The organism is Bradyrhizobium sp. USDA 4501, assembly GCF_054062115.1.
In genome coordinates this window covers 383,147-406,077 of the sequence record NZ_JBSSEX010000001.1, presented here as the reverse complement: position 1 = coordinate 406,077, position 22,931 = coordinate 383,147, and the positions used below count along the sequence as shown (strand labels likewise).

The window sequence follows — 22,931 nt, the reverse complement described above, 5'->3', positions numbered from 1 at the left end:
CTGTCGACTGTTGGTGTCGATGGAGGTCGCGATGTTCCGTTGGGGCAAGATTCTGCTCGCGGTTGTGCTGGTGTCGGTGACGTCCGTTGCCGCATTCGCGCAAACGGCTGACAAGCCGCCCGCCCAGACCAGCCCGCCCGCCCAGGCTAGCCAGCCGGCTGCGGCAACCCAGCCGACCGATCAGCTCCTGAAGCCGGAACAGCTGGAAGCCCTGGTGGCGCCGATCGCGCTCTACCCGGACTCACTGCTCGCCAACGTGCTGGCGGCGTCGACCTATCCGCTCGAGGTCGTGCAGGCCGATCGCTGGCTCAAGGAGCGCAAGAGCCTGAAAGGGGATGCGCTGAAGGCCGAGGTCGACAAGCAGGCCTGGGATGACAGCGTGAAGGCGCTCACCAGCACCGCCGACGTGCTCGCGATGATGAGCGACAAGATCGATTGGACGAAAAATCTGGGTGATGCCGTGCTGGCCCAGCAGCCCGACGTCATGGACGCGATCCAGCGGCTGCGCAGCAAGGCGCAGGCCAACAACAAGCTGGTGACGACCAAGCAGCAGAAGGTCAGCGTCCAGACCCAGGAGAGCAAGCAGGTCATCGTCATCGAGCAGACCGATCCGAACACCGTCTACGTTCCCTATTACGATCCCGCGACGGTCTATGGCGCGTGGCCCTATGCAGACTATCCGCCGTATTATTTCGGCTATCCGTCCTATATCGGCGCCGGTGTTGTCGCGGCAGGTCTTGCCTTCGGTGCCGGCTGGGCGATCGGGCGCTGGGGCAATTATTGGGGTGGCGGCTTCAACTGGGGCAATCGCAACGTCTATGTCAATCATCGGACCACCAACATCGCAAATGGCTGGCAGCACAATCCGGCGCATCGCCAGGGCGTTCGCTACAACAACAGCAATGTCCAGCAGCGCTTCGGCGGCAACGCCAATCGGGCCGGTGCCAGCGATCGGATGAACTTTCGCGGCCGTGACGGTCAGCAGGTTCTCAATCCGGGCGATCGCCCGGGCGCAGATCGCGCAGGTGACCGGGCAGGAGACCGCGGCGGCGACCGTGCGGGTGATCGCGCCGGAGATCGTGCGGGAGATCGCGCTGGAGACCGTGGAGGCGACCGCGCCGGAGACCGTGCGGGCGATCGCGGCAAAGGCGGTGACCGTGCCGGTGCCGCCGATCGCGCCAAGGGCGGCGACCGCGCCGGTGCCGGCAACAAGGCCAAGGGCGGCGGCGATCGCGCCAAGGCCGCCAACCGCGGCAATGCCGGTAACCGCGCAGCTGCGGCGAATCGCGGCGGTGGCAGTCGCGGCGGCGCCATGAACGTATCGTCCGGACGGGCAGCTGCGGCGGCATCGGCGCGCGGGCGATCGAGCATGGCCAGCATGCCACGCGGCGGCGGCGGCGCAAGTTTTGCCGGCCGTGGCGGGGGCGGCTTCCAGGGCGGCGGCGGAGGCGGCTTCCGCGGTGGTGGCGGAGGTGGCGGCTTCCGCGGCGGCGGCGGTGGACGACGCTCCGACATCGCGCTCAAGCACGATATCGCGCTGCTCGGACATCTCGCCAACGGCCTCGGCTACTATCGCTTCTCCTATCTTGGCAGCGACAAGAGTTATGTCGGCGTGATGGCGCAGGAGGTCGAGCAGGTCATGCCGGCGGCGGTGACGCGCGGCGCCGACGGCTATCTCAGGGTCTATTACGACAAGCTGGGGCTCAAGTTCCGCAGCTACAACGACTGGCTTGCGGCCGGCGCGAAGATTCCATCCCGGTCGGAGGCATCACGATGACAGGCCCCTCATACTCGCGACTGGATCGTATTGCCTCCATCGGCATGGCCGCGGCAACAGCACTCGCCTTGCTGCTGTCTCCTGCGCGCGCCCAGCAAGGCTTCCCCAATCCGGAAGACGCGGCGTCCGCCTTGGCAACCGCCGTCAAGGCCGGCACCAGCCGGGCGATGCTGAAGGTGCTGGGCCGCGATGCCGCCGATATCATCGAGTCGGGCGACGATGTCGCCGACGCCAATGCGCGAGAGAGCTTTCTTTCTGCCTACGACGCCAAGCATTCGATCAAGGCTGACGGCAACAAGAAGGCCACCTTGATTTTGGGGAGGGACGATTTCCCGTTCCCGATCCCGCTCGTCAACAACAATGACGGCTGGAGTTTCGACGCCGCCGCGGGGCGGCGCGAAATCCTCTACCGCAGGATCGGCCGCAATGAGCTGGCCGCGATCCAGACCAGTCTTGCCTATGTCGACGCACAGAACGAATACGCAGAGAAGGATCGCGGCGAGGGTGTGGGCGCCTATGCCCAGCGCATCGTCAGCAGGCCGGGCAAGACGGACGGGTTGTTCTGGCGCGACGACAAGGATCCAAGCCCGCTCGGCGAGCTGGCCGCCCAGGCCGCCGCGGAAGGCTACAAGGTCGGCGAGCAGAGCATGCCGTACCACGGCTACTACTATCGGATTCTGAAGGCACAGGGCTCCGACGCCCCGGGCGGCGCGCTGAACTATGTCGTGAAGGGCAAGATGATCGGTGGATTCGCGCTGGTCGCCTATCCCGCCGAATACGGCAATTCCGGCGTCATGACCTTCCTCGTCAACCACGCAGGCACGGTCTATCAAAAGGATCTCGGCTCACGCACCGATTTCCTCGCCAAGCGCATGATTGCTTTCGATCCGGATCAGACCTGGAAGAAAGTGGATCCGGCAAATCCCTGAGCGAGGAGGGGACTGCAGTGACGCGGTCCATGATCCGTTCCGTCGTACTGGCGCTTGTCGCGATGGTCCTCTTGGTCGCGCCATGCTTCGCGCAGGCCGTCGGCCACGTCCAGGTCAAGTTCGTGAAGGCGGCGCTCGTCGTGGGCGGCGGCGGCGGCAGCGGCACGTTGACCTATCGCGGGCGGCACTATCGGTTCATCGCGTCCGGCTTCAGCCTCGGCGTGACTGCCGGTGCGTCGGTGACCTGGCTGGAGGGCACCGCCTCAGGCATCAGGGACGTCAACGATTTCGCCGGCAGCTACGCGCTGGTCGGAGCAGGTGGCGCATGGGCTGGTGGCGTGGGCGGGGTGAGCCTGCGAAATGAACACGGCGTGGTTCTGATGCTCAAGGGGCCGAAGGCAGGATTGGAATTCGCCGCCAATCTGGGCGGGCTTACGATCTCGCTGCGCTGAGCTCGGGCTCGATTCGCCCTGCCTCAGATGGGCCGCAGGTGGAAGGTGCCTCCGCCGAGCGACGACAGCGTCTGGGGTGCGGCACTGAGCGATGGATTGATCTATCTCAAGGCCGGGTCCGAGGCGCAGGTGCAGCTTGCACCTGACGGAGGGCGATACGTCATCCAGATAACCGGGAGGTCTAAGCATGTACCGGCACATTCTCATTCCGACAGATGGGTCGGAACTGGCGGAGCAAGGGGTGAAGCACGGTTTGGTGCTGGCGAAATCCGTCGGAGCCAAAGTATCGGTCGTCTTCGTCGTTGAGCCGCTCTCGGAAATAGGAGGGCGGTACCGTGATCTGCTCGCGAGATTTGCCGAGATACGCAAGGAAGAGGCCACGAGCGCGCTGGATCGTGCCGCACACGCGGCCAGTGAGGCCGGCGTTCCCTGCGAGACAAGCCAGGCCGAGAGCGGGCAACCCGATCAAGCCATCATCGCGGCAGCCGAGGATAAGGGCTGCGATCTCATCGTTATGTCATCGCACGGGCGCAGCGGGCTCTCCAAGCTTCTCATCGGCAGTGTGACAAACAAGGTGCTGACGCAAGCAAGGACTCCGGTCCTTGTCTGTCAGTGAGGGCGCAGATCGCCGGATAGAAATCACTGTGCACGGAGCTTGGGAGAAATCGAATGAACAAAATCACTGTGTGCCTGGCTCTTGCCGGCGCGGCGTTGTCGAGCCCGCTGCAAGCGCAGACCAGCATCGATATGGCGCGGATAACCTGCTCGCAATACCTCGCCATGTCCCCGGGCGATTCTTCCGTATTTTCTGCCTGGATGAGCGGCTGGTTCAATCAAAAGAAGGGATACGTCTTTGTCGATCTCAACGCGTATGCGCGAAATGTCGCAAGCGTGAAGGCGTGGTGCGCGATTAATCCCACTCAGACCGTGATGGCTGGCCTTGAGCGCTCTACGGCCGGCCAGTGATCAAACAGGGTTGGAAGATAACAATGAAACCATCGATCCTTGCCGTTGCGACCGTTGCACTCCTCGCCACCAGCGTCGTGGCCAAAGCGCAAGTCGTCGTCGATCTGTCCCTCATTACCTGCAAGCAATTGCTGGAGGCGGATCAGGAACGACAAACGTTGATCAGCTCCTGGATGTCAGGCTATTTCAGCGCATCGAAGAATCTGACCGTCGTCGATTTTCGCTACGTCGAGCGAAACGGCAAGGTTATCGGCAAGTACTGCAAGTCGCACAAGGCGGACACCGTAATGAATGCGATGCAAAAGAACTGGCGCTGATCATCGTCGTTGCGAACGCGCAGGCAGCGGTCGGCATCCTTGTCCTTCTCGGGTCGGAAGTGAAGCCGGCGATGCCAACAGTCGGCAAGCTCGTCGCGGTTCACTCGCGCTTCTGATCGAACCGCTTGTCCCTCAACTCGGGCCGTGGCGCCCGTATTTGTACGGTCCGGGCGCTTGACCAAGGTCAAGGCGCGGCCACCGGCCAGATGGTGTGTCGCTAAGGCTGTTTGCTCTCTCCGGTGTCGCGGTGTCGGCCATCTGGTATGTCACTTATGAAATTCGCCGACGTGGTCTGCTGGCTCGAAGGGCGCGCAGTCCTCGCGAGACCAGGACATTTGCCAGCGAATCGGAAGCCAAGGCGTTCGCACGGTCAAAACTGGACGAAGGGCTGGTCGTGTTTGCCGGCACCATCAATCCGCACCTCCCCAGGCAATTGATCCCCTCGCAGAACATCGCCGATTGGCTCGTCGAACAGTGAGCCGGCTCCGGCGCTTCCTCTCCGGCAGCACGGGCTTCGTGCTGCGCCGAATGTTGAAAGCACAGCCCAAGCACGGTGTTGGTTTGCCCTTGAGTGTTGCCATTTTGGCACGCGGCTTTTCGTGACTCACATCTAGGCTTCGATCACTGCCCCGATCGGGCGAGCGCAAGGACTGCTTTTCTCGATTAACGCGAAGAGACCCGGAGATCATTCCATGAAGAGATTTTTGCTTTCTGTCGCCGCGATTATCGGCATGGCCACGCCGGCGTTGTCGGCTGACATGGCCGTCAAGGCGGCGCCTGTGCCGGTCCCTCCGCCGGTCTACAACTGGACCGGCTTCTATATCGGTGCGAATGGCGGTTGGGGTGAGAGCCGCACCTGCTGGGATTTCCTCCCCGCCTTGGGAGGTGTCGTGGCCGACGGGTGCAGCTCGCGCTCCGGTGGCGTTTTCGGCGGACAACTCGGCTATCGCTGGCAGGCAGGCCAGTTCGTCTTCGGCCTGGAAGGGCAGGGTGACTGGGCGGACCTGAAGAGCTCGCGCCTCAGCCTGATCGATCCGAGGTTCTCGACGACAACGAAGACCGACGGACTGGGCCTTTTCACCGGCCAGCTCGGCTGGGCCTGGGATGCCGCGCTGTTCTACGTGAAGGGTGGTGCAGCGGTCACCAGCAATCGCTATGACATCTTTACCACGGTCGGCGGAATCGGGGTCGCGTCGGCGACATCGACCCGTTGGGGCGGTACCGTCGGCGTGGGCTTCGAGTACGGGTTCACCCCGAACTGGTCCGTCGGGCTCGAATATGACCGTCTGTTCATGGGCGATGCCAACAACACGTTCTCGGTGGTCAATCCTATCGTGGCCGGCGCCGCCAACCGGATCGGACAGGATGTGGATCTGCTGACGATCCGCCTGAACTATCGGTTCGGCGGGCCGGTCGTCGCGAGATACTGATCGTCCTGGATGGATGTAATTTGGGCCCCGGCATTCTTGCCGGGGCCTTTCTTTTAGTTTTGGCGGCTACCGGACCAAGTGCCCGATGCGCGGCAAGCGCCGCTGTCAGCGTTTTGCGGCTCCGCCCTTCGCTGCCTCGTAGGCGTCACGATAGCCTCTGGCGATGGTCCGAACGCCGCGCCCGATGTCGTCATAGACATCGTCAGGCAGGTTCGCGAGCGAGACGCGAAGCGACCATTCGGGCGCATCGAATCCGCCGCCGTTCAACAGCACGATCCCGTGGGCTTCAGCCAGCCTGAACGCCAGGTCCAGCGGATGGACGTTCTTCTTCAGGTATTCAACCGCCTCGTCGCCGATATTCTTTCGGGCCCAGAACTCGAAATCGATCAGGGCGTAGTAGGCATCATAGTTCGGATTCGGGCTCAGCTTGTCGGCCAGCCCGAGGCCGTCGAGCATCGACCACAGGCGCTTGTTGACGATCTCCATGCAGGCAGCCTGATAGGCCTTCTTTTCGTCCATCATCTCCGCGAGCGAGAACAGGCTCATCATCACCTGCTGCGGCAACGACAATCCCGCAGTGTGATTGAGCGCCACGTCGCGGCTGTCGGCGACGATGCGGTCGATCAGTTTGAGCTTGCGCGGTTCGAGCGTAAGCGGCCCGTAGCGCTTGTCGAGCGCCTTCACGGCCTCGTCCGGAAGCTTGGCGATCATCTTGTCGAAGATGTTGTCCTCGTGGATGGCGATCGCGCCGAGCCGCCATCCCGTGCAGCCGAAATACTTCGAATAGGAGTAGACGCCGATGGTGTTGTGCGGCAGCTCGCCCAGCAGCGAACGGAAGCCGTGCACGAAGGTGCCGTAGACGTCGTCGGTGAGGATCATCAGGTCGGGGCGCTTGGTCCTGACCAGATTGGCCAGCTTGGCAACCGTCTCCTTGCTCAACGCCATCCCCGGAGGGTTGGACGGATTGACCACGAAGAAGGCCTTGATCTTCGGATCCTCCAGCTTCTTGATCTCCTCGTCGGTGAACTGGAACTTGTTCTCCTGCGGAGCCCTGATCTGAACCACCTTCAGGTCGTAGTCTTCCAGGTGCGTCATCTCGATGTAGGGCGTGAAAATCGGCGTCGCCAACGCGATCGTATCGCCGGGCACCAGCAGCCGGTTGGCCTTCAGCGACTTGAAGAGGTAGCACATCGCCGCCGTGCCGCCCTCGACCGCATAGATGTCGAATTTTCCGGCCGGCCGGGGCTCGCCGCAAACCGCCCACATCAGGTATTCGTGCACGATCTTTTCGTTGTGCACCAGCATGCGGTCCGGCACCGGGTAATTGTCGCCGATGATCGAATCGACCAGCTCGTGGACGAACGCGTCGGGGTTGAAGCCGAATTTCTTGATCGCAAAGGGCAGCATGTCGGTCAGGAAGCTCGCGCCCGGCATGTCCTTGTGCTGCTTGAGCCAGGCCTCGAACCGCCCGGCAATGCCGTTTGCCTGGGGCATGCCGCCGATGCCCGCCGGATGCTCCATCACCCGCTTGCTCTCGGTGATGGCGAATTGTCCCAGCAGGAAGAAGCCTTCGCGCGGCGTCGTGGCCACCCAATTCGGATTGCCCCGCCCGGCGTTCAGGAACGGCATCTGGCTCCGCTTCGAATTGCTCTTGGCGAGGTTGATCAGTTCGTCCTTGATTTCGAAGGGGCTCAACGCCTCGAATTTCTTCAGGGTCAGAAGATCGGCCATTTGACACTCCCGGGGGCGATGCAGGCTGTTGGAATGGTGGCGACAGGCTCTGTTGCCTGCGCAATCGCGCGCAGCATGATCGGCGACCGGTTACGAGCCTTGATCTATGTCAACGGTCACGCGCAGCGCGATGCGATCGCTGCGACGGATCGCCGCTCATGATGTAAGTGCGCGGCACGTGCGTAGTGTCGGCAAGATCATGAAATCGCGAGGCTCTCGCAGTTGCGGTTGACATAGATCAACATTCTGCTCGCCAACCGCCGTCTGATGTCGACCGATACGGTTGCTCGCCCTTTTCGGCACCCCCCGCACGAGATCGAAGCGGGCGCACGCCGAAGCCCCGGGACAGCATGAACGGGTGACATCATGATCGATTGGCTCTTCCAGACGCTCCGCACCTATCCCGAAATTGCGATCTTCCTCTCGCTGGCCCTGGGCTACTATTTCGGTTCCTTCACCTATAAGGGGCTTGGACTGGGCGCGGTCACCGCGACACTGGTTGCCGCTGTCATCATCGGCCAGATCGGGATCACCATATCAGGGCCGCTGAAACCGTTCTTCTTTCTGATGTTCCTGTTTGCAATCGGTTACGGTGTCGGACCGCAATTCGTGCGCGGTATCGCGCAGGACGGCGTCCCGCAGGCGATTTTCGCGGCCGTGGTCTGCGTCTTCTGTCTGCTGTCCGCCTATCTCGGCGCCAAGGTCGCCGGTTACGACGTCGGATCGGCGATCGGGCTCTATGCCGGCTCGCAGACGATCTCCGCGTCGATGGGACTCGCGACCGACGCCATCAATCGCCTTGGTCTGCCCGCGGACGAAGCCAAGAAGCTGCTCGATGCCATGCCGGTCGCCTATGCCGTGACCTATATCTTCGGCACGGTTGGGTCGGCGATCGTGCTGGCGCTGCTCGGACCGGCGCTGCTCGGGATCGATCTCGAAGCCGCGTGCAAGAAATACGAGGAGGAGCATGGCGGCAAGAAGGAGCTGGGCGGCCCAGGGACGGCCTGGCACCAGTTCGATGTGCGCGCCTATCGCGTTCATGAGCGCGGACCCGTCGCCGGCAAGACCGTCGGGCAGGCCGAGGCGCTGCTTCCCGATCATCGCATCTTCGTCCTCCGGCTCCGGCAAGCCGGCAAGATCGTGGAGGCAACCTCCGACACCGTGATACATGCCGGCGATGTCGTCGCCGTCGCCGGGCGCCGCGATGTGCTGGTGCAGCTGATCGGCGAGCAGGCCGAGGAAGTTGACGATCGCGAGCTGCTGGCGGTGCCGATCGAAGGTGTCGATGTCTACGTGACCAGCAAGGACGTCGACGGCAAGACGCTGGAGCAACTGGCCAAGGAACCGGGCGCTCGCGGCGTATTCCTGCGCAAGATCGCCCGGGGGGCGATCGCGACCGAGATTCCGATCCTGCCGAACACCAAGATCAATCGGGGCGACATCCTCACCCTGGTCGGCCGCACGTCCGATGTCGCTGCCACCACAAAGATGCTGGGCCGGCCGGACCGTGCAACCGATGTTGCCGACGTCGCCTTCATCGGGGCTGCGATCGCGATCGGCGCCCTGGTCGGCGCCTTCGTCTACAAGATCGGAAGCGTGCCGCTGACGTTGTCCACCTCCGGCGGCGCATTGATCTCAGGTCTGTTCTTCGGCTGGCTCCGGTCCGTGCACCCGACCTTCGGCCGCATCCCGTCACCCACCGTGTGGTTTATGAACTCGGTCGGCCTGAACGTCTTCATTGCCGTGGTCGGAATCTCCTCGGGCCCGGGATTTGTCGCCGGCCTGCAAAAGCTCGGCTTCAGCCTGTTCCTTTGGGGCGTCGTCGTGACCACCGTGCCGCTGATCCTGGCGATGTTTGTCGGCAAGTACGTGTTCCGCTTCCACGACGCGATCCTGCTCGGATGCTGCTCCGGCGCGCGCACCACGACCGCTTCGCTGGGCATGATCAACGACCGAGCGAAGAGCCAGATTCCCGGTCTTGGTTACACCGTCACCTACGCGGTCGGAAACACGCTGCTGACGATCTGGGGCATGGTGCTGGTGATGATGATGACATAGTCGCGGCCCGGGACCGTGTTGAGACGATGTTGAGCTGGCTGGCGCAATTTCTCGTTCGTTATCCGGAGCTCGCGCTGTTCCTGGTGATCGCGGCGGGCTACTGGATCGGGAGCTTCAAGATCGGCGCTTTCAGCCTTGGCCCGGTGACGGGCGCGCTGTTCGCAGGACTCGCGGTCGGCGATTTCGCGCATGTGCCCGTCTCGAGCATGACCAAATCGTTCCTGTTCCTGCTGTTCCTGTTCGGGGTCGGCTATTCGGTCGGTCCGCAATTCGTGCTGGCGATGAAGCGCGACGGGCTGAAGCCCATGCTGATGGCCGTTGTCGTGAGCCTCACCGGTCTTGCGGCGGCGATCGTCGTGGCACGCGTGCTGCGGCTCGACCCCGGCTTTGCCGCCGGGCTCCTGTCGGGCGCGCTCAGCCAGAGCGCTGCAATGGGTACGGCGACCGACGCGGTCAATTCCCTGCCTGTGTCCGAGGCACAGCGCGCGTTGTTTGTCTCGCATATCGCGGTCGCGGATGCGGTCTGCTACATCTTCGGCTATGCTGGCGTGATCACGTTTTGCACCATTGTCGTTCCGGCGCTGCTCAAAATCGATCTGAAGGCGGAGGCGCTCAAGCTGGAGCAGACCCTGGGCATCACGCGCGCCAAGCCCGGCCTCGCGTCGGCCTGGCGCAAGTTCGAACTGCGCGCCTACCGGCTGGATGCTCACGCTGCGATCGTCGGACTGACAGTTGCGGCCGCCGAAACGCGCGTGCCCGGGCAGCGTGTATTCATCCACCGCATCCGTCGCGGCGAGCGCGTCCTCGAGGCGGAGCCTGCAACGGTGCTGGCGGCAGGCGATGTCGTCGCGCTGTCGGCGCCGCGCCAGATCATCGTCGAACTGATCGGACCGCGCGGGGAGGAGGTCGAGGACCGGGAGCTCCTCGATATCCCCGTGGTCGCGGCGGACGTGTTCCTGATCAACGCGAAGCTCGCGGGCAGCAGCCTCCAGCAGGCGTCTGAACAAGACTGGACGCGCGGCCTTTATCTGCGCTCCGTGAGCCGGGGCGGTGAAGCGCTTCCGATCGCTGCGGGCACGGTTCTGGAGCGCGGCGATCTGCTGAGCATCGTGGGTCCTGAAACCGTGGTGCAGAACGCGGCCAAGAGCATCGGCGTCATCGTCGCGCCCAGCACCACGATCGATTTCGTGGTGCTGGGGCTCGCGATCTTCTTCGGCGGCCTCGTTGGCGTGCTCCTGAGCTTTTCGATTGGCGGCATCACGATCTCGCTGAGCACCAGCGTCGGTACGCTGCTCGCCGGACTTCTTGTCGGCTACCTCCGTACGCGTCTGCCGTATTTCGGCCGGATCCCCGACGGCGCCATCAGCCTGATGACATCGCTCGGACTGGCTGCGTTCGTCGGCCTGACCGGGATCCATGCCGGGCCGATCTTCCTTTCCGCGATACGCGAGTCGGGCATCGGGCTGCTGCTGGGCGGCATGATCGTCACCCTGTTGCCGCAGATCGTCGGCTTCTGCTTCGGCCATTTCGTGTTGCGCATGAACCCGATCCTCCTGCTCGGTGCGCTGACTGGAGCTCAGACGGTCACGGCCGCGATGGCGGCCATTCAGGAGCGCTCGGGCAGCTCCGTGGTGGTGCTTGGCTACACGCCCGCCTATCCGATCTCCAATATTCTGCTGACGACCTGGGGATCGATCATGGTCGTTGTTTTCGCTGGATGACGGGGCAGGGACGGCTCGCGCCTACCTCGCCTTTGAGAGCGGCGCACAAGCGAGCGTCCCCCTGGTCCGGACGACCGTATTCCGCCTGTTCCGAACTGAACCGCGGTTTCCAACGAGTCCCTGCGGCTGAAGGGTCAGCGCGCCCGGCGGGGCGAATCTCGAGATCCGGATCGATGCCTTGATGAAGTCCCTCTGCTGGCCGCGTGGCCCAGACTGCGCCGATGTTGCAGGGGACTAACGCGCATTTCAGAGCGAAACATGAATATGAATGCGGAGGCCGATGAGTAACCCAGCCGCAACGCGATCTCTGTGATCGGCAGGTCGCTGCCCAACAATTCGATAGCCTTGAGCAGGCGCAGACGCTGACGCCATGCACGCAAGCTCATGCCGACTTCGCGCTCGAAGTGTCGCGTCAAGGTTCGCGGCGACATGCCAATCTCACGCCCCCATCTCTCGGCGTGGCGCGGATTCGCAGGATCGGCGTACAGGGTTTCACAGAGGGCCAGCAAGCCCGGGTGGGTGGGCCAAGGTAACGCTGCCGAGATCGGCGTCGCCCGCCGCAACTGATCGAGGATGAGCGCGATAACGCGGTCGGCGTAGCGACGATCCTCGCTTTTCAGCGACGCGGCTTCCACGATGAGCGTCCGCAGGAGCGGGGACACATGGATGACGGTCGTGCGCGAAGTCATGCCTTGGCTGGCAGCATTGGCGACCCAGAGGCTCCGGAATTCCGCTCCCATCAGCGAGCCGACCGAATGCTTCGTACCGGCCGGCAGCCAGACGGCCTGTTCCGGAGAAATGACGACGCGCCGTCCATCCGCCTTCACGGTGAGCGCGCCTGAGATCGCGTAGACCAGCTGATTCCAGCTGTGACTGTGTTCGGCGAAGTAGCTCCTCGCGGGAAGAGACTGCACCCGAACGATCAAAGGCTTCGGTGATCCGAGGCCCTGCGGGGCATCGACCGTCTTCCAGCCGGCATTCCCTGGCGAAATGTGACGTTACATCGACATAAATTGGCAATCTGTAGAAGGAAAAGTCCAGCGATTTCTCCTTAACTCCGACGCGGTGATCCACGGCCCGGTGGATCGGCCACTGGTCTGATCGGCGACGTCCCATCGACGGACATCTAACGGCGGAGCAAGCCGCAACGTGAACTTCAATTTTTCCGTTCCCACCCATGAGGCGCCCGACCGCCATTCGCCGCGAGCGCAACAATGTCGCAAGGCTGGCTGTCGCCCAGGCTTTCGCAGGCGCCAATTCCACGGTCGTCTACGCAACCGGGGCCGTGGTCGGCGACATGCTGGCGCCCACCAAGGCACTTGCGACGCTGCCGGTCTCGGTTTTTGTCGTCGGCATGGCTCTGTGCACGCTGCCGGCGGGCGTTGTCGCGCAGCGCTATGGCCGGCGCACGACATTCCTGCTTGGTGCAGGCAGCGGCGTCCTCGCAGGCTTGATTGCGGTCCTGGCGGTACTCAACGCGTCATTCCCGCTATTCTGCGCCGGGACCTTCTTTGGCGGCGTCTACGCGGCCGTGGTGCTCTCGTTCCGCTTTGCGGCGGTCGATTGCGCAGCACCTGAACGGCGTCCGCGCGCGCTCTCGGCCGTGATGGCTGGCGGTGTGTTCGCCGGTGTGATCGGTCCACAGCTTGTGACGCACACCATGAATCTGTGGGCGCCGTACCTCTTTGCCGCGACGTTTGTCGGCCAGGCGGTGGTTGCGGCGCTCTCCGCGGCTATTCTGGCGGGCGTTGAGCTTCCTCCGCTGACTGCAACGCATCTCAACGCCGGAAGGCCGCTCGCTGTCATTGCCCGGCAGCCGCGCTTTATCCTGGCCGTGATCTGCGGGGTCGTCTCCTACCTGCTCATGAATTTCCTCATGACCGCAGCCCCGCTGGCGATGAAGCTCTGCGGGCTGCCTCAGGAATCGGCCAATCTCGGTCTGCAGTGGCACGTCATTGCGATGTACGCCCCGAGTTTCTGGACCGGCCGCTTGATCACGCGCTTCGGCGCATCCGCGATCGTCGCGGTCGGGCTGGTATTGATTGCGGCCTCTTCGTCGGTGGGCCTGCTCGGGATCGATGTCGTGCATTTCTGGGCGACGCTGAGCCTGCTCGGGATCGGCTGGAACTTCGGCTTCATCGGCGCCTCTGCGATGGTTCTGGAGTGCCATCGTCCCGAGGAAAAGGCGCGCGTTCAGTCGCTCAATGACTTCGTGGTCTTCGGCACGATGACCGTCGGCTCCTTCCTGTCGGGCGGGCTGCTGTCGTCCTTCAGCTGGTCGACCGTCCTGATGCTGTCGTTCGCACCACTCGTCGCCGCATTGCTGGCACTCATCGGCTTTTCATACCGGCCCACCGCACGACCAAGCTAGCGTCTCGAGGAGAATCCACATGAGCGTAGCGGAAACCCCGGTTCAATATATGGAGCGAACGCGCCAATATTACCGTGCCCTTGGTTACGACAACGACTATGTCTGGGCGAGGTTTGATGATGTCCCTTTCATCAAACCTGCCAAACTGTCATCGGATCTGCGTATCGCACTGATTACCACGGCCAGTCCGCCGGATTTTGACGGCGTCAAACGGGTGTGGTCGGGTGAGGTTTCGCCGCCGCCCGGGAAGCTGTTTACCGACAACGTTGCGTGGGACAAGGAGTCGACCCACACCAATGATCCGGGCAGCTTCCTGCCGGTAGAAGCCGCTTTTGGATTGGTCGGCGAGGGCGCCCTTGTCGGACTGACCCGGCACTTTCACGGCGTGCCGACAGAATACAGCCAACGGAAAACGAACGCGGAGGATGCACCTGAAATCCTGGCACGGGTTCGAAAAGACGGGGCTGATGCTGCGATCCTTTGCCCCCTTTGCCCCGTGTGTCATCAGACCGTAAGCTTGGTGGCCCGGCATCTGGAAGCGAACGGCATTCCGACGGTCATTGTCGGCTCGGCGCAGGATGTCGTGGAGCACTGCGGCGTGCCACGGTTCTATTTCAGGGATTTCCCGCTGGGCAATCCTTGCGGGCATCCTTGGCGACCGGACATGCAGCGCGAAATCATGCGCCAGGCGCTCGCCCTTTTTGACACGGCGACGGCGCCGCGAACGACTGTGAAAGCGCCATTTGCGTGGAAGGAGGAGGGTTCCCTTTGGCGGCCCCGGTATGGAAGAGTAAATCCAGAGGATCGCGAGCGGCTGCTCAAGCTGGGTGACGAGCGCCGCCGGCGGCAAGCCAAGGCCAAGCAGGTTTCCATGGAGGGAGTGTCATCAAAATGACCGAGAGTTCGATGGGAAATCGGGTGGGCGTTCTTGAAGACCGGTACGGCAACCCCTTGAGCACAAGCTCTGCCGCCGCCCGCGACGCATATGTCGCCGGCGTCGACAAGCTGCTCTCGGCTGGGTCGGGGATTGACCAGGCATTCCGCGACGCGATCGCCGCCGACGAAGGTTTTGCTCTGGCGCACATTGCGCTTGCGCGAACCCTGCAACTGCTCGGTCGCGGCAACGAAGTCAAAGCGCCGCTCGAACGCGCGATCGCGCTGGCGCCTGCTACGACTTCGCGCGAGCAAGGTCATATTGCGATCTTTGCCAAGATCCTGAGTGGTCAAGGCGCTGCGGCGGTTTCGGCGATCGCCGAACATATCAAGCACTGGCCGCGCGATGCCATGGTGCTGGCACCGGCCACCGGTGTCTTCGGCTTGATCGGCTTCTCGGGCAAGTCCGGCCGCGAGATTGAGCAACTGGCGATGCTGGAGCCGCTTGCAACCCATTACGGCGATGACTGGTGGTTTCGAACCGTGCTCGCGTTTGCCGAAATCGAGCTGCACAGGCTCGACAGTGGTTTCAGGAATATCGAGACCGCACTTCGTGGTTGTCCCCGCAACGCTCACGCTGCGCATATCAAGGCCCATCTGTTCTATGAGAAGGGACAGCGCGAGGAGGGGCTGGCTTATCTCGAGCAATGGAACGCCGCTTACCCACGCGAGGCGCAACTGCATTGCCATATCAGTTGGCATCTTGCCCTGTGGTCGCTGGAGACCGGCAGGCGGGATCAAGCCTGGCAGATCTATCGTGAGGCGCTGCATCCGGGCGGCTCATGGGGGCCGCAAATCAATGTCCTCACCGATTGCGCCTCGTTCCTTGCGCGCGCCGAGATGGCGGGCGAGCCGCGATATCCGGAACTGTGGAGCGAGATCAGCCAGTATGCGGCGAAGTGGTTTCCCAACTCGGGGATCATCTTTGCCGACATGCACAGCGCGCTCGCCTTTGCAATGGCCGGCGATGCGGAGGCCTTGGCCAGGATCATCGAGAACCCGAAGGGACCCGCCGCGGACATGGTGGTGCCCATCGCGCGCGGGTTCGATGGTTTGGCCAAGGGGGACTGGACACGCGTCGTCGATGAGCTAACGCCCGTCCTGGCAACCCATGAAAGGGTTGGAGGCAGCCGCGCGCAGCGCGACCTGCTGGAATATTCCGTGACTTGCGCCTTGCTGCGCAGTGGTCGCGCCGACGAGGCGCGGCGGCTGATCGCGTCACGACGACCGCAGAATGCGGCGAGCGGCGTTCCGCTCGCGGGGTTCTGAACGTGTCCTGGTTTAGGACCTGCGCTGGTCAAGAGATCCGAAATGGAGAAGCGGTGGGTTTCGGATAGCGCAGCCTGAGGGAGAGTAACGATGCGCATCAACGATGATCTGTCGAAGCCTGTTATCATTCACGCCTCGAAGCTGGACTGGGTGGCCAGTCCGTCGGCCGGCGTGGATCGGCGCATGCTGTTCCGCATTGGCGCCGAGGTCGCGCGCGCCACCTCGATCGTGCGCTATGCTCCCGGTAGCGCCTTCCCGCGTCATACGCATGGCGGTGGAGAAGAGATTGTCGTCCTTGAAGGTACCTTTCAGGATGAGCATGGCGACTATCCCGCGGGCAGCTACTTCCGCAACCCTCCGGGGACGTCACATGTTCCCGCCTCGAAGGACGGCTGCACAATCTTCGTGCGGCTCTGGCAGTTCCGGGACGAGGACCGGACCCAGGTCGTGCGTCAGCCAGGTGAGGGCCAACAGGTTGCGCCGCGCCCCGGTGCAAGCAACGTCAGCGTGCTATTTGACGACGGCCACGAAGAGGTCCGCCTTGAAGACTGGCGGCCGGGTGAAATCGTCAGCCTTGCGAACGCGCGCGGGCTCGAGTTCTTTGTTCTATCGGGGGGACTAACGATCGGGGGCGAGACGCTGCAGCCGCAGGGCTGGGGTCGGCTACCCGCCGGCGTCGACCTGAAAGCGACGGTGGGCCCGCAGGGCGCGAAAATCTGGGTCAAGGAGGCGCCGCTGCTGCATCCGGATGTCTGTCGACTTCCCGGGTAGCCGGTACAGTTCTGACCGCCTCCGTTGAGCTCCCTGCAATGGCGAAGCTGGCTTTGCATGGGGTTGTTTTCGATATTTTGGTTGGGCCGGCCTGTTTCGGCCGGGCAGCGCTCCGAAACATCATGTTGCATTGAACCGATGTTGCGGCTAGGCAATTGAGATGACATGGAAATTTTCCGTCGCCCCGATGATGGATTGGAGCGAGAGTTTAAGCTTTTCAACCGGTTAGATGATGGCGTGTGCACGTCGTGTGCACCGGGAGATCGAGAAAAATCTCAACACAGCCAACGTGCGCAGGCCCGTGGCGCATGTGCCTGGATCTGAACTTCCGAGGGCAGGGCGAGGCGAGTGCTTAAGTGCGGTCTCAGCTGTTCGACGCGGAATGGTCGAAAACCGTGGGTTTGACTCCCACTCTCTCCGCCATTTTTACGATCTCGTGCGCTAGGTGGTGTGGACTCTAAGGATTCCCTTTTAGGCGCAAATCAGATTCAAGGCTGCTTTTGGGGAGGCCGCCTTGGGTGTGATGGACCGCTTGGTATTGAGCGACGCGACATGGGAGCGGATGGCGCCGCTGATCATCGGCCGGCCTGACCAGAAGGGTTCGACCGGACGGGACAACCGGATGTTTGTGGAGGGCGTACTTTGGATCGTGCGCACTGGCTCTCCCTGGCGTGATCTTCCGGAGGTGTTTGGAGACTGGAACAGCGTGTTTCGGCGCTTCAGTCGATGGAGCATCAAGGGGGTCTGGTGGCGCATATTCGAAGCGATGTCCGGTGATCCGGACTTCGAGTATCTGATCGTCGACTCCACCATCGTCCGGGCGCACCAGCACGCCGCTGGGGCGAAAAAAGGGGGTCTGAAGATCAGGCGATCGGTCGCTCGCGCGGTGGCCTGAGCACCAAGATACATATGGCCGTTCGCGGCCTGGGATGTCCCGTACGGTTCAAGCTCACCGCAGGTCAGAAGAGCGACGTACCGCAAGCCGCCGAATTGATCGAGGGATTACCTGCCCAGGTCGTCATGGCGGATACGGCTTATGACGCCGATCACTTGCGCCAGGCGATCGCTGCCAAAGGCGCGCTCGCCGTCATCCCCAACAACCCGTCACGTGCGCTCAAATATCCGCTGGACAAGCATCTCTATGCCCAGCGTCATCTCGTCGAATGCTGCTTCTCAAAACTCAAGCAGTTCCGCCGCGTCGCAACCCGCTTCGAAAAGACCGCCCGAAATTACCTGGCCGTCGTTACTCTCGCAGCCATCGTCTTATGGATGCGATAAATGTCCACACCACCTAGTCTTCGACTCTGTACTATTTACGCGCGGCAGCGCGCTGGCGACGCGAGCATAGGGTGTCTAAGCCACGGCTTTGATCTGCGCCAGGAGTTGAACACCACGCGATCCTTACGCAGGTAAGAGATCGGTGTGACGCTCCCTACTGCACCATAAAGCGCGAGTGGTATGGCAAATTGGCTGCGCCGACAGCCTTTGGCGCGACAGAGTTCGCTCCGTAGAGGAAATTCACCTCAGGGACCTCCTCATGAAGCTGGGAGCACAGGGCTTCTCCGAGTTTCGGTGGTGCGTAGCTCGAGACGACCACGGAGTTGAAACTGACAAAGCTCAGGAGGGAGCGAACTGATCCGACGAACTGGCGACAGCATAGGCGGCGCCATTCGGCGTAGTACTCCGCGGCAGCCTTCGGCAGAGTTTTGGATCCGATGTCATTGAGCACGAGCCCATGCCGCTTCAATTCCTCTCGCAAACGCTGCAGTCCGACGTCGTGGCTCATGCCGAATCTCCCCCTGTGAATCTGATAGTTCAGGACTAGGCGGCTATGCAGGTGAGAGCCCAGATAGAAGAAGAGAAAATCGGGCAGGGAGCGCGCCACGCCGAACAGGCTTTCCCCGCCCGCAGCCGCCGTAATATCATCCTGGATGTACACGGAAAGATTGAGGGTACTCTCGACGCTGGCTTGCAGATCTACCAGATCGCTCCCCAAGAGATCTCTCACGTGGTGTGGTGAGCCCGCCTCGTTTGGAGCCGCCAGTCCAATGCCAGCAACCCGGGTGCGGTACGAGGACGGAAGGGCCAGTAGAGCCTCCTCGATCTTTACAGCGAGCACGCCAGTTCCACGCAAGGCGGAGTATGGATGGGCGGCGTGGTGTTGAACCTGTCCGATGAAATCGATGATGGCAATGTCGGTCTCGCTCTCGCCGAAGCTCACGCCGATCGAGAAGGCTCCTTTTGGATTGAGCGAGAGGGGAATGGTCGGTGGGCCGACCCGACCACGCTGCGCCTCCCCTTTCGAGACGAGACCTTCCTGCTCCAGTGAACGCACGATGACGGATACTGTCTGCGCGGAAAGGCCGGTCTTTTCTCCGATTTCGAGACGTGAAATTCCGGCGCTCTGCAGCAGCAATGAGAGCACAAGTCGTTCATTGTAGCTTCTCACGCTGGGCGCATTCAGGCCGCTCGCCCGGTCTGCGATCCGCAGCGGGTTTGGTGGCGCAAATCGCATGTCAGGCAAGGAACTGCTCCTCTCAGAAGAACTCAGGCAGGGATTTGCTCAGCGCTGAGAATCACCAACCGGCCATCCGATCGCATCGATCTCCTGCGCCAGCGCTACCCCAAGTGCGCGATGCGCGCCGGCGTTGAGATGAAATCCGTCTGCTTCATCGCATTGGCATACCGTCCCTGCGTTGAAAAAATGCACGCCCAGGGAATCCGCCATGATTTCGAATTCAAGGCCGAGCTGTCGTGACTTCTCCGGTCCCCCCGCAAAGATTGATTTCCACTCCTTGATGTCATCTAGCATAGGGGGAGGGGCGACGATCATGATCTCGGGCACGCTTCCACCCGGCCCTGGCGCCAATTCTCGTATGTCGTAGATCAAACATCCCATTCCCATTGCGACCTCCGAAGGTGGCTTGTTGAATCGCACCTTGAGGTCATTGGTGCCGAGCATGATGATCACGAGATCGAGGATCGTGTGGCTTTGGATGCACGGGCGTAGATACGTCCGACCGTTCTTGTGAGTGCCCTCGATGGGGTCGTCATGAACGGTCGTCCGTCCGCTCAACCCCTCTTCGATGACGTACCATCTCGACCCAAGTTCGGCCTGAAGCACACCCGGCCATCGGGTGGCGCGATCGTAGCGTTCGAGCGGCCCGCGCCCCGGTATTTGGCCGTGAGTATTGGAATCGCCGAAACATAGAACCGAACGCACCCGCATGGTCCTGAATCTCCGTGCTTTTTCGGTCCTACATTGTCCTCACCACCGAAAGTGTGCAATAAACCAATTGATCATTCAATCTGAATAACTATTGACAAACGACGTTTCACTGTGCACTCGTAAGCTGGCGGCGGACTGAAAGCCCGTCAGCATTGGGAGTAGAACACCAAGAGGCAGCTCTTCGTCGAGAGGAGCCGATCCATCGACTTGAATGGATCTGACAACGTCGTCCCGCGATGTCGCGGGAAGGCGCGCGCCGGCCTGCGCTCTGCTTCCCTCTACTGAAAAGAATTGCGCATCGCGTGCGGTGAAGGAGGGATTCATGCACCAAGGATTGAGATTAGTCGCAGGGCTGATCGCTGCGACGTTGGTCAGTTGGACGGAAGCTCGCGCACAGGAAGTGAATCTGATGCAGGGTGTCATGCCGCGGCCAGGCGATGAGCGCGTCACGGCGCCGAATCAGTTCAAAAAGGACGGTCCATGGAAGATCGGCATGAGCCATTTCGGCGTCAATGCCAACACCTGGACAGTCCAGATGGCACACGACGCGGAAGCGGCCGCCAAGCTCGACAAAAGAGTCGGTCAATTCATTCTTCTGGACGCCAATATAAGCCAAGCCAAGCAGGTCGCCGATATCGAAGATCTAATCGCGCAGAAGGTCGACGCGATCATCGTGACGCCGCTGACGCCGACCTCTGCCGATGCCGGCATTGAAAAAGCGGTCGCCGCCGGCATCCCCGTCATCGTGCACACCGGTCTTACCGAGACTGACAAGTACACCGTCGATATCCAGGGAGGGGGGGTCCACTTCGGAAAGGTGATGGGGGACTTCCTTGTCAAGCAACTCGGTGGCAAGGGAAATATCTGGGTCCTGCGTGGACTGCCGGCGCACCCCGAGGACATCAACCGCTACAAGGGCCTTCTGGAATCGATCAAAGGTACTGACGTCAAGATCATCGCGGAAGATGCCGGCAAGTGGCAATATGACGTCGGCAAGCAGGTGTGCGAGACCCTTTATCTGAACAATCCGAAGGTCGACGGTATCTGGTCATCGGGTGCCGATATGACCCGCGCCTGTGTCGATGTCTTCCAGCAGTATGGCGCGAAGATTCCGCCAATCACGGGCGAGGGCAACAACGGCTTTTTCGCCCGTTGGATCGAGCTCGGCTTCCCTTCCATCTCGCCGGAGTATGGACCGGAACAGGGGGCGGCTGGCGTGCGCGCCGTGGTCGCTTTGCTTGAGGGCAAGCAACTCCACAAGCGGTACATCTATGAGCCCGAAGGCTGGGATCTGGAGAAAGCCAAGAAATTCTACCGCAAAGATCTGAGCGCGAACGTCTGGTTTCCGACCAGCCTGACGGAGCAAGATCTGCAGAGGTACTACGGCAAGCGCTGATCTTTGCCGGTGTCGGCGCTCATTCTTGTGCGCCGGCACCCACCTTCCATCAATACAAGCATTGGATCGAAGCGTGACCATACAACCGCTTGTCCAGATGACATCGATCTCGAAGTCCTTTGGGGGCATTGCCGCGCTCGAGAACGTCGATTTTCAACTGCTTCCCGGATCGGTTCATGCGCTCATGGGCGAAAACGGAGCCGGCAAGTCGACCCTCATGAAGGTCTTGGCAGGCGTCGTTCAGCCTGATGCCGGCATGATTCGGAAGAATGGTCACATCGTCCGCTTTGCCTCACCTCGTGAGGCGCTCGATGCCGGAGTATCGACGGTGTTCCAGGAGCACTCGCTGCTTCCCAATCTGTCGATTGCCGAGAATATGTATCTTGGCAAGGAGCCGGTCACGAAGTTCGGCACGACCGACACGGCCCGCATGGAGCGGCAGGCGAAAGACATCCTGCGTGAGCTCGGCCTGGATCTTGATCCGGCGACGCTCGTCGGCAATCTTACGATCGCGGAGCGACAATTTGTCGAGATCGCGCGTGGCATCTCGGCACGCGCCGACGTGGTCATTCTCGACGAGCCGACGGCCGCGCTCAACGCCGCCGATGTCGAGGTTCTCAATGCTCAGATTCTCGCGCTCAAGAAGGAGCAGAAGGCGGTCGTCTACATTTCTCACCGCATGGAGGAAATCTTCAAGATCTGCGACACGATCACCGTGCTGAAGGATGGTCGGAATGTCGATGCCGTGCCGGTATCGTCGATCACCCCCAAGCAACTGATCGCGATGATGGTGGGGCGGGAGCTGAGTGAGTTGTTCCCGCCGAAGCCGGATCGGACGGACGGGGAGGTCGTTCTTTCGATCGATGGCCTGCGATTGACGCCGGAGGCGACGCCCTCTTCAATCGTGCTCCGGCGCGGCGAGATCGTCGCGCTTGCGGGCCTGGAGGGACAAGGGCAGCGTGAGCTTGTCAGATCGCTCATCGGACAATATGCGCCCCACGGTGGCAAGGTGGCCGTCAGGGGGCGGGAGTTTGCCCTGCCGCTCTCGGAAGAGCTAGGCATTCGAGAGATGCAGGCGCTGGGCCTCGGCTTTGTGCCCGAGGACAGAAAGCTCGAAGGACTGTTTCTTGACCTCTCGCTGGCGCACAATCTCACCATCGGTCTGCACAGCCGGCATTTTGAGCTGAAGCCGGCCGCGGCTCATCGCGCGGTGATCGCGAACTCGATGAAGAACCTATCCATAAAGGCCGCAAGACCGTCCCTTCCGGTCAACGCGCTCTCGGGCGGAAATCAGCAAAAGGTTTTGCTGGGGCGATATCTGGCCTTGGGCGCCGACATACTGATCATCGAGGAGCCGACCCGTGGCGTCGACGTTGGCGCGAAGGCCGAGATTTACAGGCTACTTCGCGACTACGCGAACGCTGGCGGCTCGGTCGTCGTCCTCTCGCGGGAGACCCTGGAGCTGATCGGGCTTTGTGACCGCCTCTACGTGATCCACGACAAGCATGTGGTGACCGAAATGCCGGCCAGATCGGCGACCGAGCATGCCATTCTCGAAGCTGCCCTGCGTGGTTGAGCGGA

At 62.0% G+C, this 22,931-nt stretch carries 21 protein-coding genes; 17 read left to right on the top strand and 4 right to left on the bottom strand.

The features are described 5' to 3' along the window. Positions 1–31 precede the first annotated feature (31 nt). From ACVWZM_RS02030 to ACVWZM_RS01995, 8 genes are all read left to right on the top strand, one after another. Complete coding sequence (locus ACVWZM_RS02030) at positions 32–1,777, top strand: DUF3300 domain-containing protein (protein ID WP_456851656.1); 1,746 nt, start codon at positions 32–34, stop codon at positions 1,775–1,777. Between the two features lie 44 nt (positions 1,778–1,821). Further along, positions 1,822–2,706, top strand: coding sequence for a DUF2950 domain-containing protein (locus ACVWZM_RS02025; RefSeq protein WP_456856598.1), 885 nt, complete (start codon positions 1,822–1,824; stop codon positions 2,704–2,706). A 29-nt stretch (positions 2,707–2,735) separates the two neighbouring features. Continuing rightward, positions 2,736–3,158 carry a hypothetical protein gene (locus ACVWZM_RS02020; RefSeq protein ID WP_246786803.1) on the top strand — a complete coding sequence of 141 codons (423 nt, stop codon included), beginning with the start codon at positions 2,736–2,738 and terminating at the stop codon, positions 3,156–3,158. Between the two features lie 187 nt (positions 3,159–3,345). Beyond that, positions 3,346–3,774 (top strand): universal stress protein, encoded by a 429-nt coding sequence (locus tag ACVWZM_RS02015; RefSeq protein WP_456851654.1) that lies wholly within the window; start codon positions 3,346–3,348, stop codon positions 3,772–3,774. Positions 3,775–3,827: 53 nt separating this feature from the next. Beyond that, a complete protein-coding gene (locus ACVWZM_RS02010; RefSeq protein WP_016842236.1) occupies positions 3,828–4,124 on the top strand; it encodes an HdeA/HdeB family chaperone in 297 nt (98 codons plus the stop codon). A 23-nt stretch (positions 4,125–4,147) separates the two neighbouring features. After that, positions 4,148–4,441: an HdeA/HdeB family chaperone gene (locus tag ACVWZM_RS02005; protein WP_076826336.1), complete on the top strand. Its 294-nt coding sequence runs from the start codon at positions 4,148–4,150 to the stop codon at positions 4,439–4,441. A gap of 247 nt (positions 4,442–4,688) precedes the next feature. Further along, positions 4,689–4,919, top strand: coding sequence for a hypothetical protein (locus tag ACVWZM_RS02000; protein WP_028344998.1), 231 nt, complete (start codon positions 4,689–4,691; stop codon positions 4,917–4,919). 214 nt (positions 4,920–5,133) lie between these two features. Next, positions 5,134–5,871 (top strand): outer membrane protein, encoded by a 738-nt coding sequence (locus tag ACVWZM_RS01995; RefSeq protein ID WP_057017159.1) that lies wholly within the window; start codon positions 5,134–5,136, stop codon positions 5,869–5,871. 105 nt (positions 5,872–5,976) lie between these two features. Here ACVWZM_RS01995 and aspD read toward each other — a convergent pair whose 3' ends face one another. Beyond that, complete coding sequence (gene aspD / locus ACVWZM_RS01990; protein ID WP_141342439.1) at positions 5,977–7,602, bottom strand: aspartate 4-decarboxylase; 1,626 nt, start codon at positions 7,600–7,602, stop codon at positions 5,977–5,979. 366 nt (positions 7,603–7,968) lie between these two features. Between aspD and aspT (ACVWZM_RS01985) the strand changes: the two genes are divergently transcribed. Both aspT (ACVWZM_RS01985) and aspT (ACVWZM_RS01980) read left to right on the top strand, forming a co-directional pair. Then, positions 7,969–9,660, top strand: coding sequence for an aspartate-alanine antiporter (gene aspT / locus ACVWZM_RS01985; protein WP_057017161.1), 1,692 nt, complete (start codon positions 7,969–7,971; stop codon positions 9,658–9,660). A 26-nt stretch (positions 9,661–9,686) separates the two neighbouring features. Beyond that, entirely contained in the window at positions 9,687–11,381 is a 1,695-nt protein-coding gene (aspT, locus tag ACVWZM_RS01980; protein ID WP_456849886.1) for an aspartate-alanine antiporter, read from the top strand. Between the two features lie 134 nt (positions 11,382–11,515). Here the strand turns inward: aspT (ACVWZM_RS01980) and ACVWZM_RS01975 are convergent, their stop codons facing one another. After that, the gene (locus tag ACVWZM_RS01975) at positions 11,516–12,295 is read right to left on the bottom strand and encodes an AraC family transcriptional regulator (protein ID WP_456851652.1); all 780 of its coding nucleotides are present in this window, start codon (positions 12,293–12,295) and stop codon (positions 11,516–11,518) included. Between the two features lie 263 nt (positions 12,296–12,558). Between ACVWZM_RS01975 and ACVWZM_RS01970 the strand changes: the two genes are divergently transcribed. The 5 genes from ACVWZM_RS01970 to ACVWZM_RS01950 all read left to right on the top strand — a co-directional run bounded on the left by ACVWZM_RS01970 (position 12,559) and on the right by ACVWZM_RS01950 (position 18,003). Further along, a complete protein-coding gene (locus tag ACVWZM_RS01970; RefSeq protein ID WP_456851650.1) occupies positions 12,559–13,752 on the top strand; it encodes an MFS transporter in 1,194 nt (397 codons plus the stop codon). Between the two features lie 19 nt (positions 13,753–13,771). After that, positions 13,772–14,647, top strand: a complete 876-nt coding sequence (locus tag ACVWZM_RS01965) for a glycine reductase (RefSeq protein WP_253623982.1) — start codon at positions 13,772–13,774, stop codon at positions 14,645–14,647. Beyond that, positions 14,644–15,954 carry a tetratricopeptide repeat protein gene (locus tag ACVWZM_RS01960; protein WP_057017167.1) on the top strand — a complete coding sequence of 437 codons (1,311 nt, stop codon included), beginning with the start codon at positions 14,644–14,646 and terminating at the stop codon, positions 15,952–15,954. The genes ACVWZM_RS01965 and ACVWZM_RS01960 overlap by 4 nt, the downstream gene beginning before the upstream one ends. A 90-nt stretch (positions 15,955–16,044) precedes the next feature. After that, complete coding sequence (locus ACVWZM_RS01955; protein WP_141342442.1) at positions 16,045–16,725, top strand: cupin domain-containing protein; 681 nt, start codon at positions 16,045–16,047, stop codon at positions 16,723–16,725. A gap of 514 nt (positions 16,726–17,239) precedes the next feature. Further along, a protein-coding gene (locus ACVWZM_RS01950) for an IS5 family transposase (RefSeq protein WP_139481326.1) occupies positions 17,240–18,003 on the top strand; the annotation gives its coding sequence in 2 pieces (ribosomal slippage) (positions 17,240–17,575 and positions 17,578–18,003; 762 coding nt in all). Between the two features lie 154 nt (positions 18,004–18,157). On the opposite strand, the gene ACVWZM_RS01945 is transcribed toward ACVWZM_RS01950, so the two are convergent. Further along, complete coding sequence (locus tag ACVWZM_RS01945; protein ID WP_456856596.1) at positions 18,158–19,240, bottom strand: ROK family transcriptional regulator; 1,083 nt, start codon at positions 19,238–19,240, stop codon at positions 18,158–18,160. A 48-nt stretch (positions 19,241–19,288) separates the two neighbouring features. Beyond that, the gene (locus tag ACVWZM_RS01940; protein ID WP_456851647.1) at positions 19,289–19,954 is read right to left on the bottom strand and encodes an SGNH/GDSL hydrolase family protein; all 666 of its coding nucleotides are present in this window, start codon (positions 19,952–19,954) and stop codon (positions 19,289–19,291) included. 322 nt (positions 19,955–20,276) lie between these two features. Here ACVWZM_RS01940 and ACVWZM_RS01935 point away from each other — a divergent pair, with 322 nt between their 5' ends. Together ACVWZM_RS01935 and ACVWZM_RS01930 are read left to right on the top strand one after the other, a co-directional pair. Beyond that, positions 20,277–21,350 (top strand): ABC transporter substrate-binding protein, encoded by a 1,074-nt coding sequence (locus ACVWZM_RS01935; protein WP_168856804.1) that lies wholly within the window; start codon positions 20,277–20,279, stop codon positions 21,348–21,350. A 79-nt stretch (positions 21,351–21,429) separates the two neighbouring features. Further along, positions 21,430–22,926 (top strand): sugar ABC transporter ATP-binding protein, encoded by a 1,497-nt coding sequence (locus tag ACVWZM_RS01930; RefSeq protein ID WP_456856594.1) that lies wholly within the window; start codon positions 21,430–21,432, stop codon positions 22,924–22,926. The last annotated feature ends 5 nt before the right edge of the window (positions 22,927–22,931 follow it).

What these genes read in the sequence shown, in the direction of transcription:
- ACVWZM_RS01935 (WP_168856804.1), top strand. Translation starts at nt 20,277, where the DNA reads ATGCACCAAGGATTGAGATTAGTCGCAGGGCTGATCGCTGCGACGTTG.
- ACVWZM_RS01945 (WP_456856596.1), bottom strand. Translation starts at nt 19,240, where the DNA reads ATGCGATTTGCGCCACCAAACCCGCTGCGGATCGCAGACCGGGCGAGC.
- ACVWZM_RS02005 (WP_076826336.1), top strand. Translation starts at nt 4,148, where the DNA reads ATGAAACCATCGATCCTTGCCGTTGCGACCGTTGCACTCCTCGCCACC.
- ACVWZM_RS02030 (WP_456851656.1), top strand. Translation starts at nt 32, where the DNA reads ATGTTCCGTTGGGGCAAGATTCTGCTCGCGGTTGTGCTGGTGTCGGTG.
- ACVWZM_RS01965 (WP_253623982.1), top strand. Translation starts at nt 13,772, where the DNA reads ATGAGCGTAGCGGAAACCCCGGTTCAATATATGGAGCGAACGCGCCAA.
- aspT (WP_456849886.1), top strand. Translation starts at nt 9,687, where the DNA reads ATGTTGAGCTGGCTGGCGCAATTTCTCGTTCGTTATCCGGAGCTCGCG.
- ACVWZM_RS01995 (WP_057017159.1), top strand. Translation starts at nt 5,134, where the DNA reads ATGAAGAGATTTTTGCTTTCTGTCGCCGCGATTATCGGCATGGCCACG.
- ACVWZM_RS01960 (WP_057017167.1), top strand. Translation starts at nt 14,644, where the DNA reads ATGACCGAGAGTTCGATGGGAAATCGGGTGGGCGTTCTTGAAGACCGG.
- ACVWZM_RS02010 (WP_016842236.1), top strand. Translation starts at nt 3,828, where the DNA reads ATGAACAAAATCACTGTGTGCCTGGCTCTTGCCGGCGCGGCGTTGTCG.
- aspT (WP_057017161.1), top strand. Translation starts at nt 7,969, where the DNA reads ATGATCGATTGGCTCTTCCAGACGCTCCGCACCTATCCCGAAATTGCG.
- ACVWZM_RS02025 (WP_456856598.1), top strand. Translation starts at nt 1,822, where the DNA reads ATGGCCGCGGCAACAGCACTCGCCTTGCTGCTGTCTCCTGCGCGCGCC.
- ACVWZM_RS02020 (WP_246786803.1), top strand. Translation starts at nt 2,736, where the DNA reads ATGATCCGTTCCGTCGTACTGGCGCTTGTCGCGATGGTCCTCTTGGTC.
- ACVWZM_RS01940 (WP_456851647.1), bottom strand. Translation starts at nt 19,954, where the DNA reads ATGCGGGTGCGTTCGGTTCTATGTTTCGGCGATTCCAATACTCACGGC.
- aspD (WP_141342439.1), bottom strand. Translation starts at nt 7,602, where the DNA reads ATGGCCGATCTTCTGACCCTGAAGAAATTCGAGGCGTTGAGCCCCTTC.
- ACVWZM_RS01955 (WP_141342442.1), top strand. Translation starts at nt 16,045, where the DNA reads ATGCGCATCAACGATGATCTGTCGAAGCCTGTTATCATTCACGCCTCG.
- ACVWZM_RS02015 (WP_456851654.1), top strand. Translation starts at nt 3,346, where the DNA reads ATGTACCGGCACATTCTCATTCCGACAGATGGGTCGGAACTGGCGGAG.
- ACVWZM_RS01970 (WP_456851650.1), top strand. Translation starts at nt 12,559, where the DNA reads ATGAGGCGCCCGACCGCCATTCGCCGCGAGCGCAACAATGTCGCAAGG.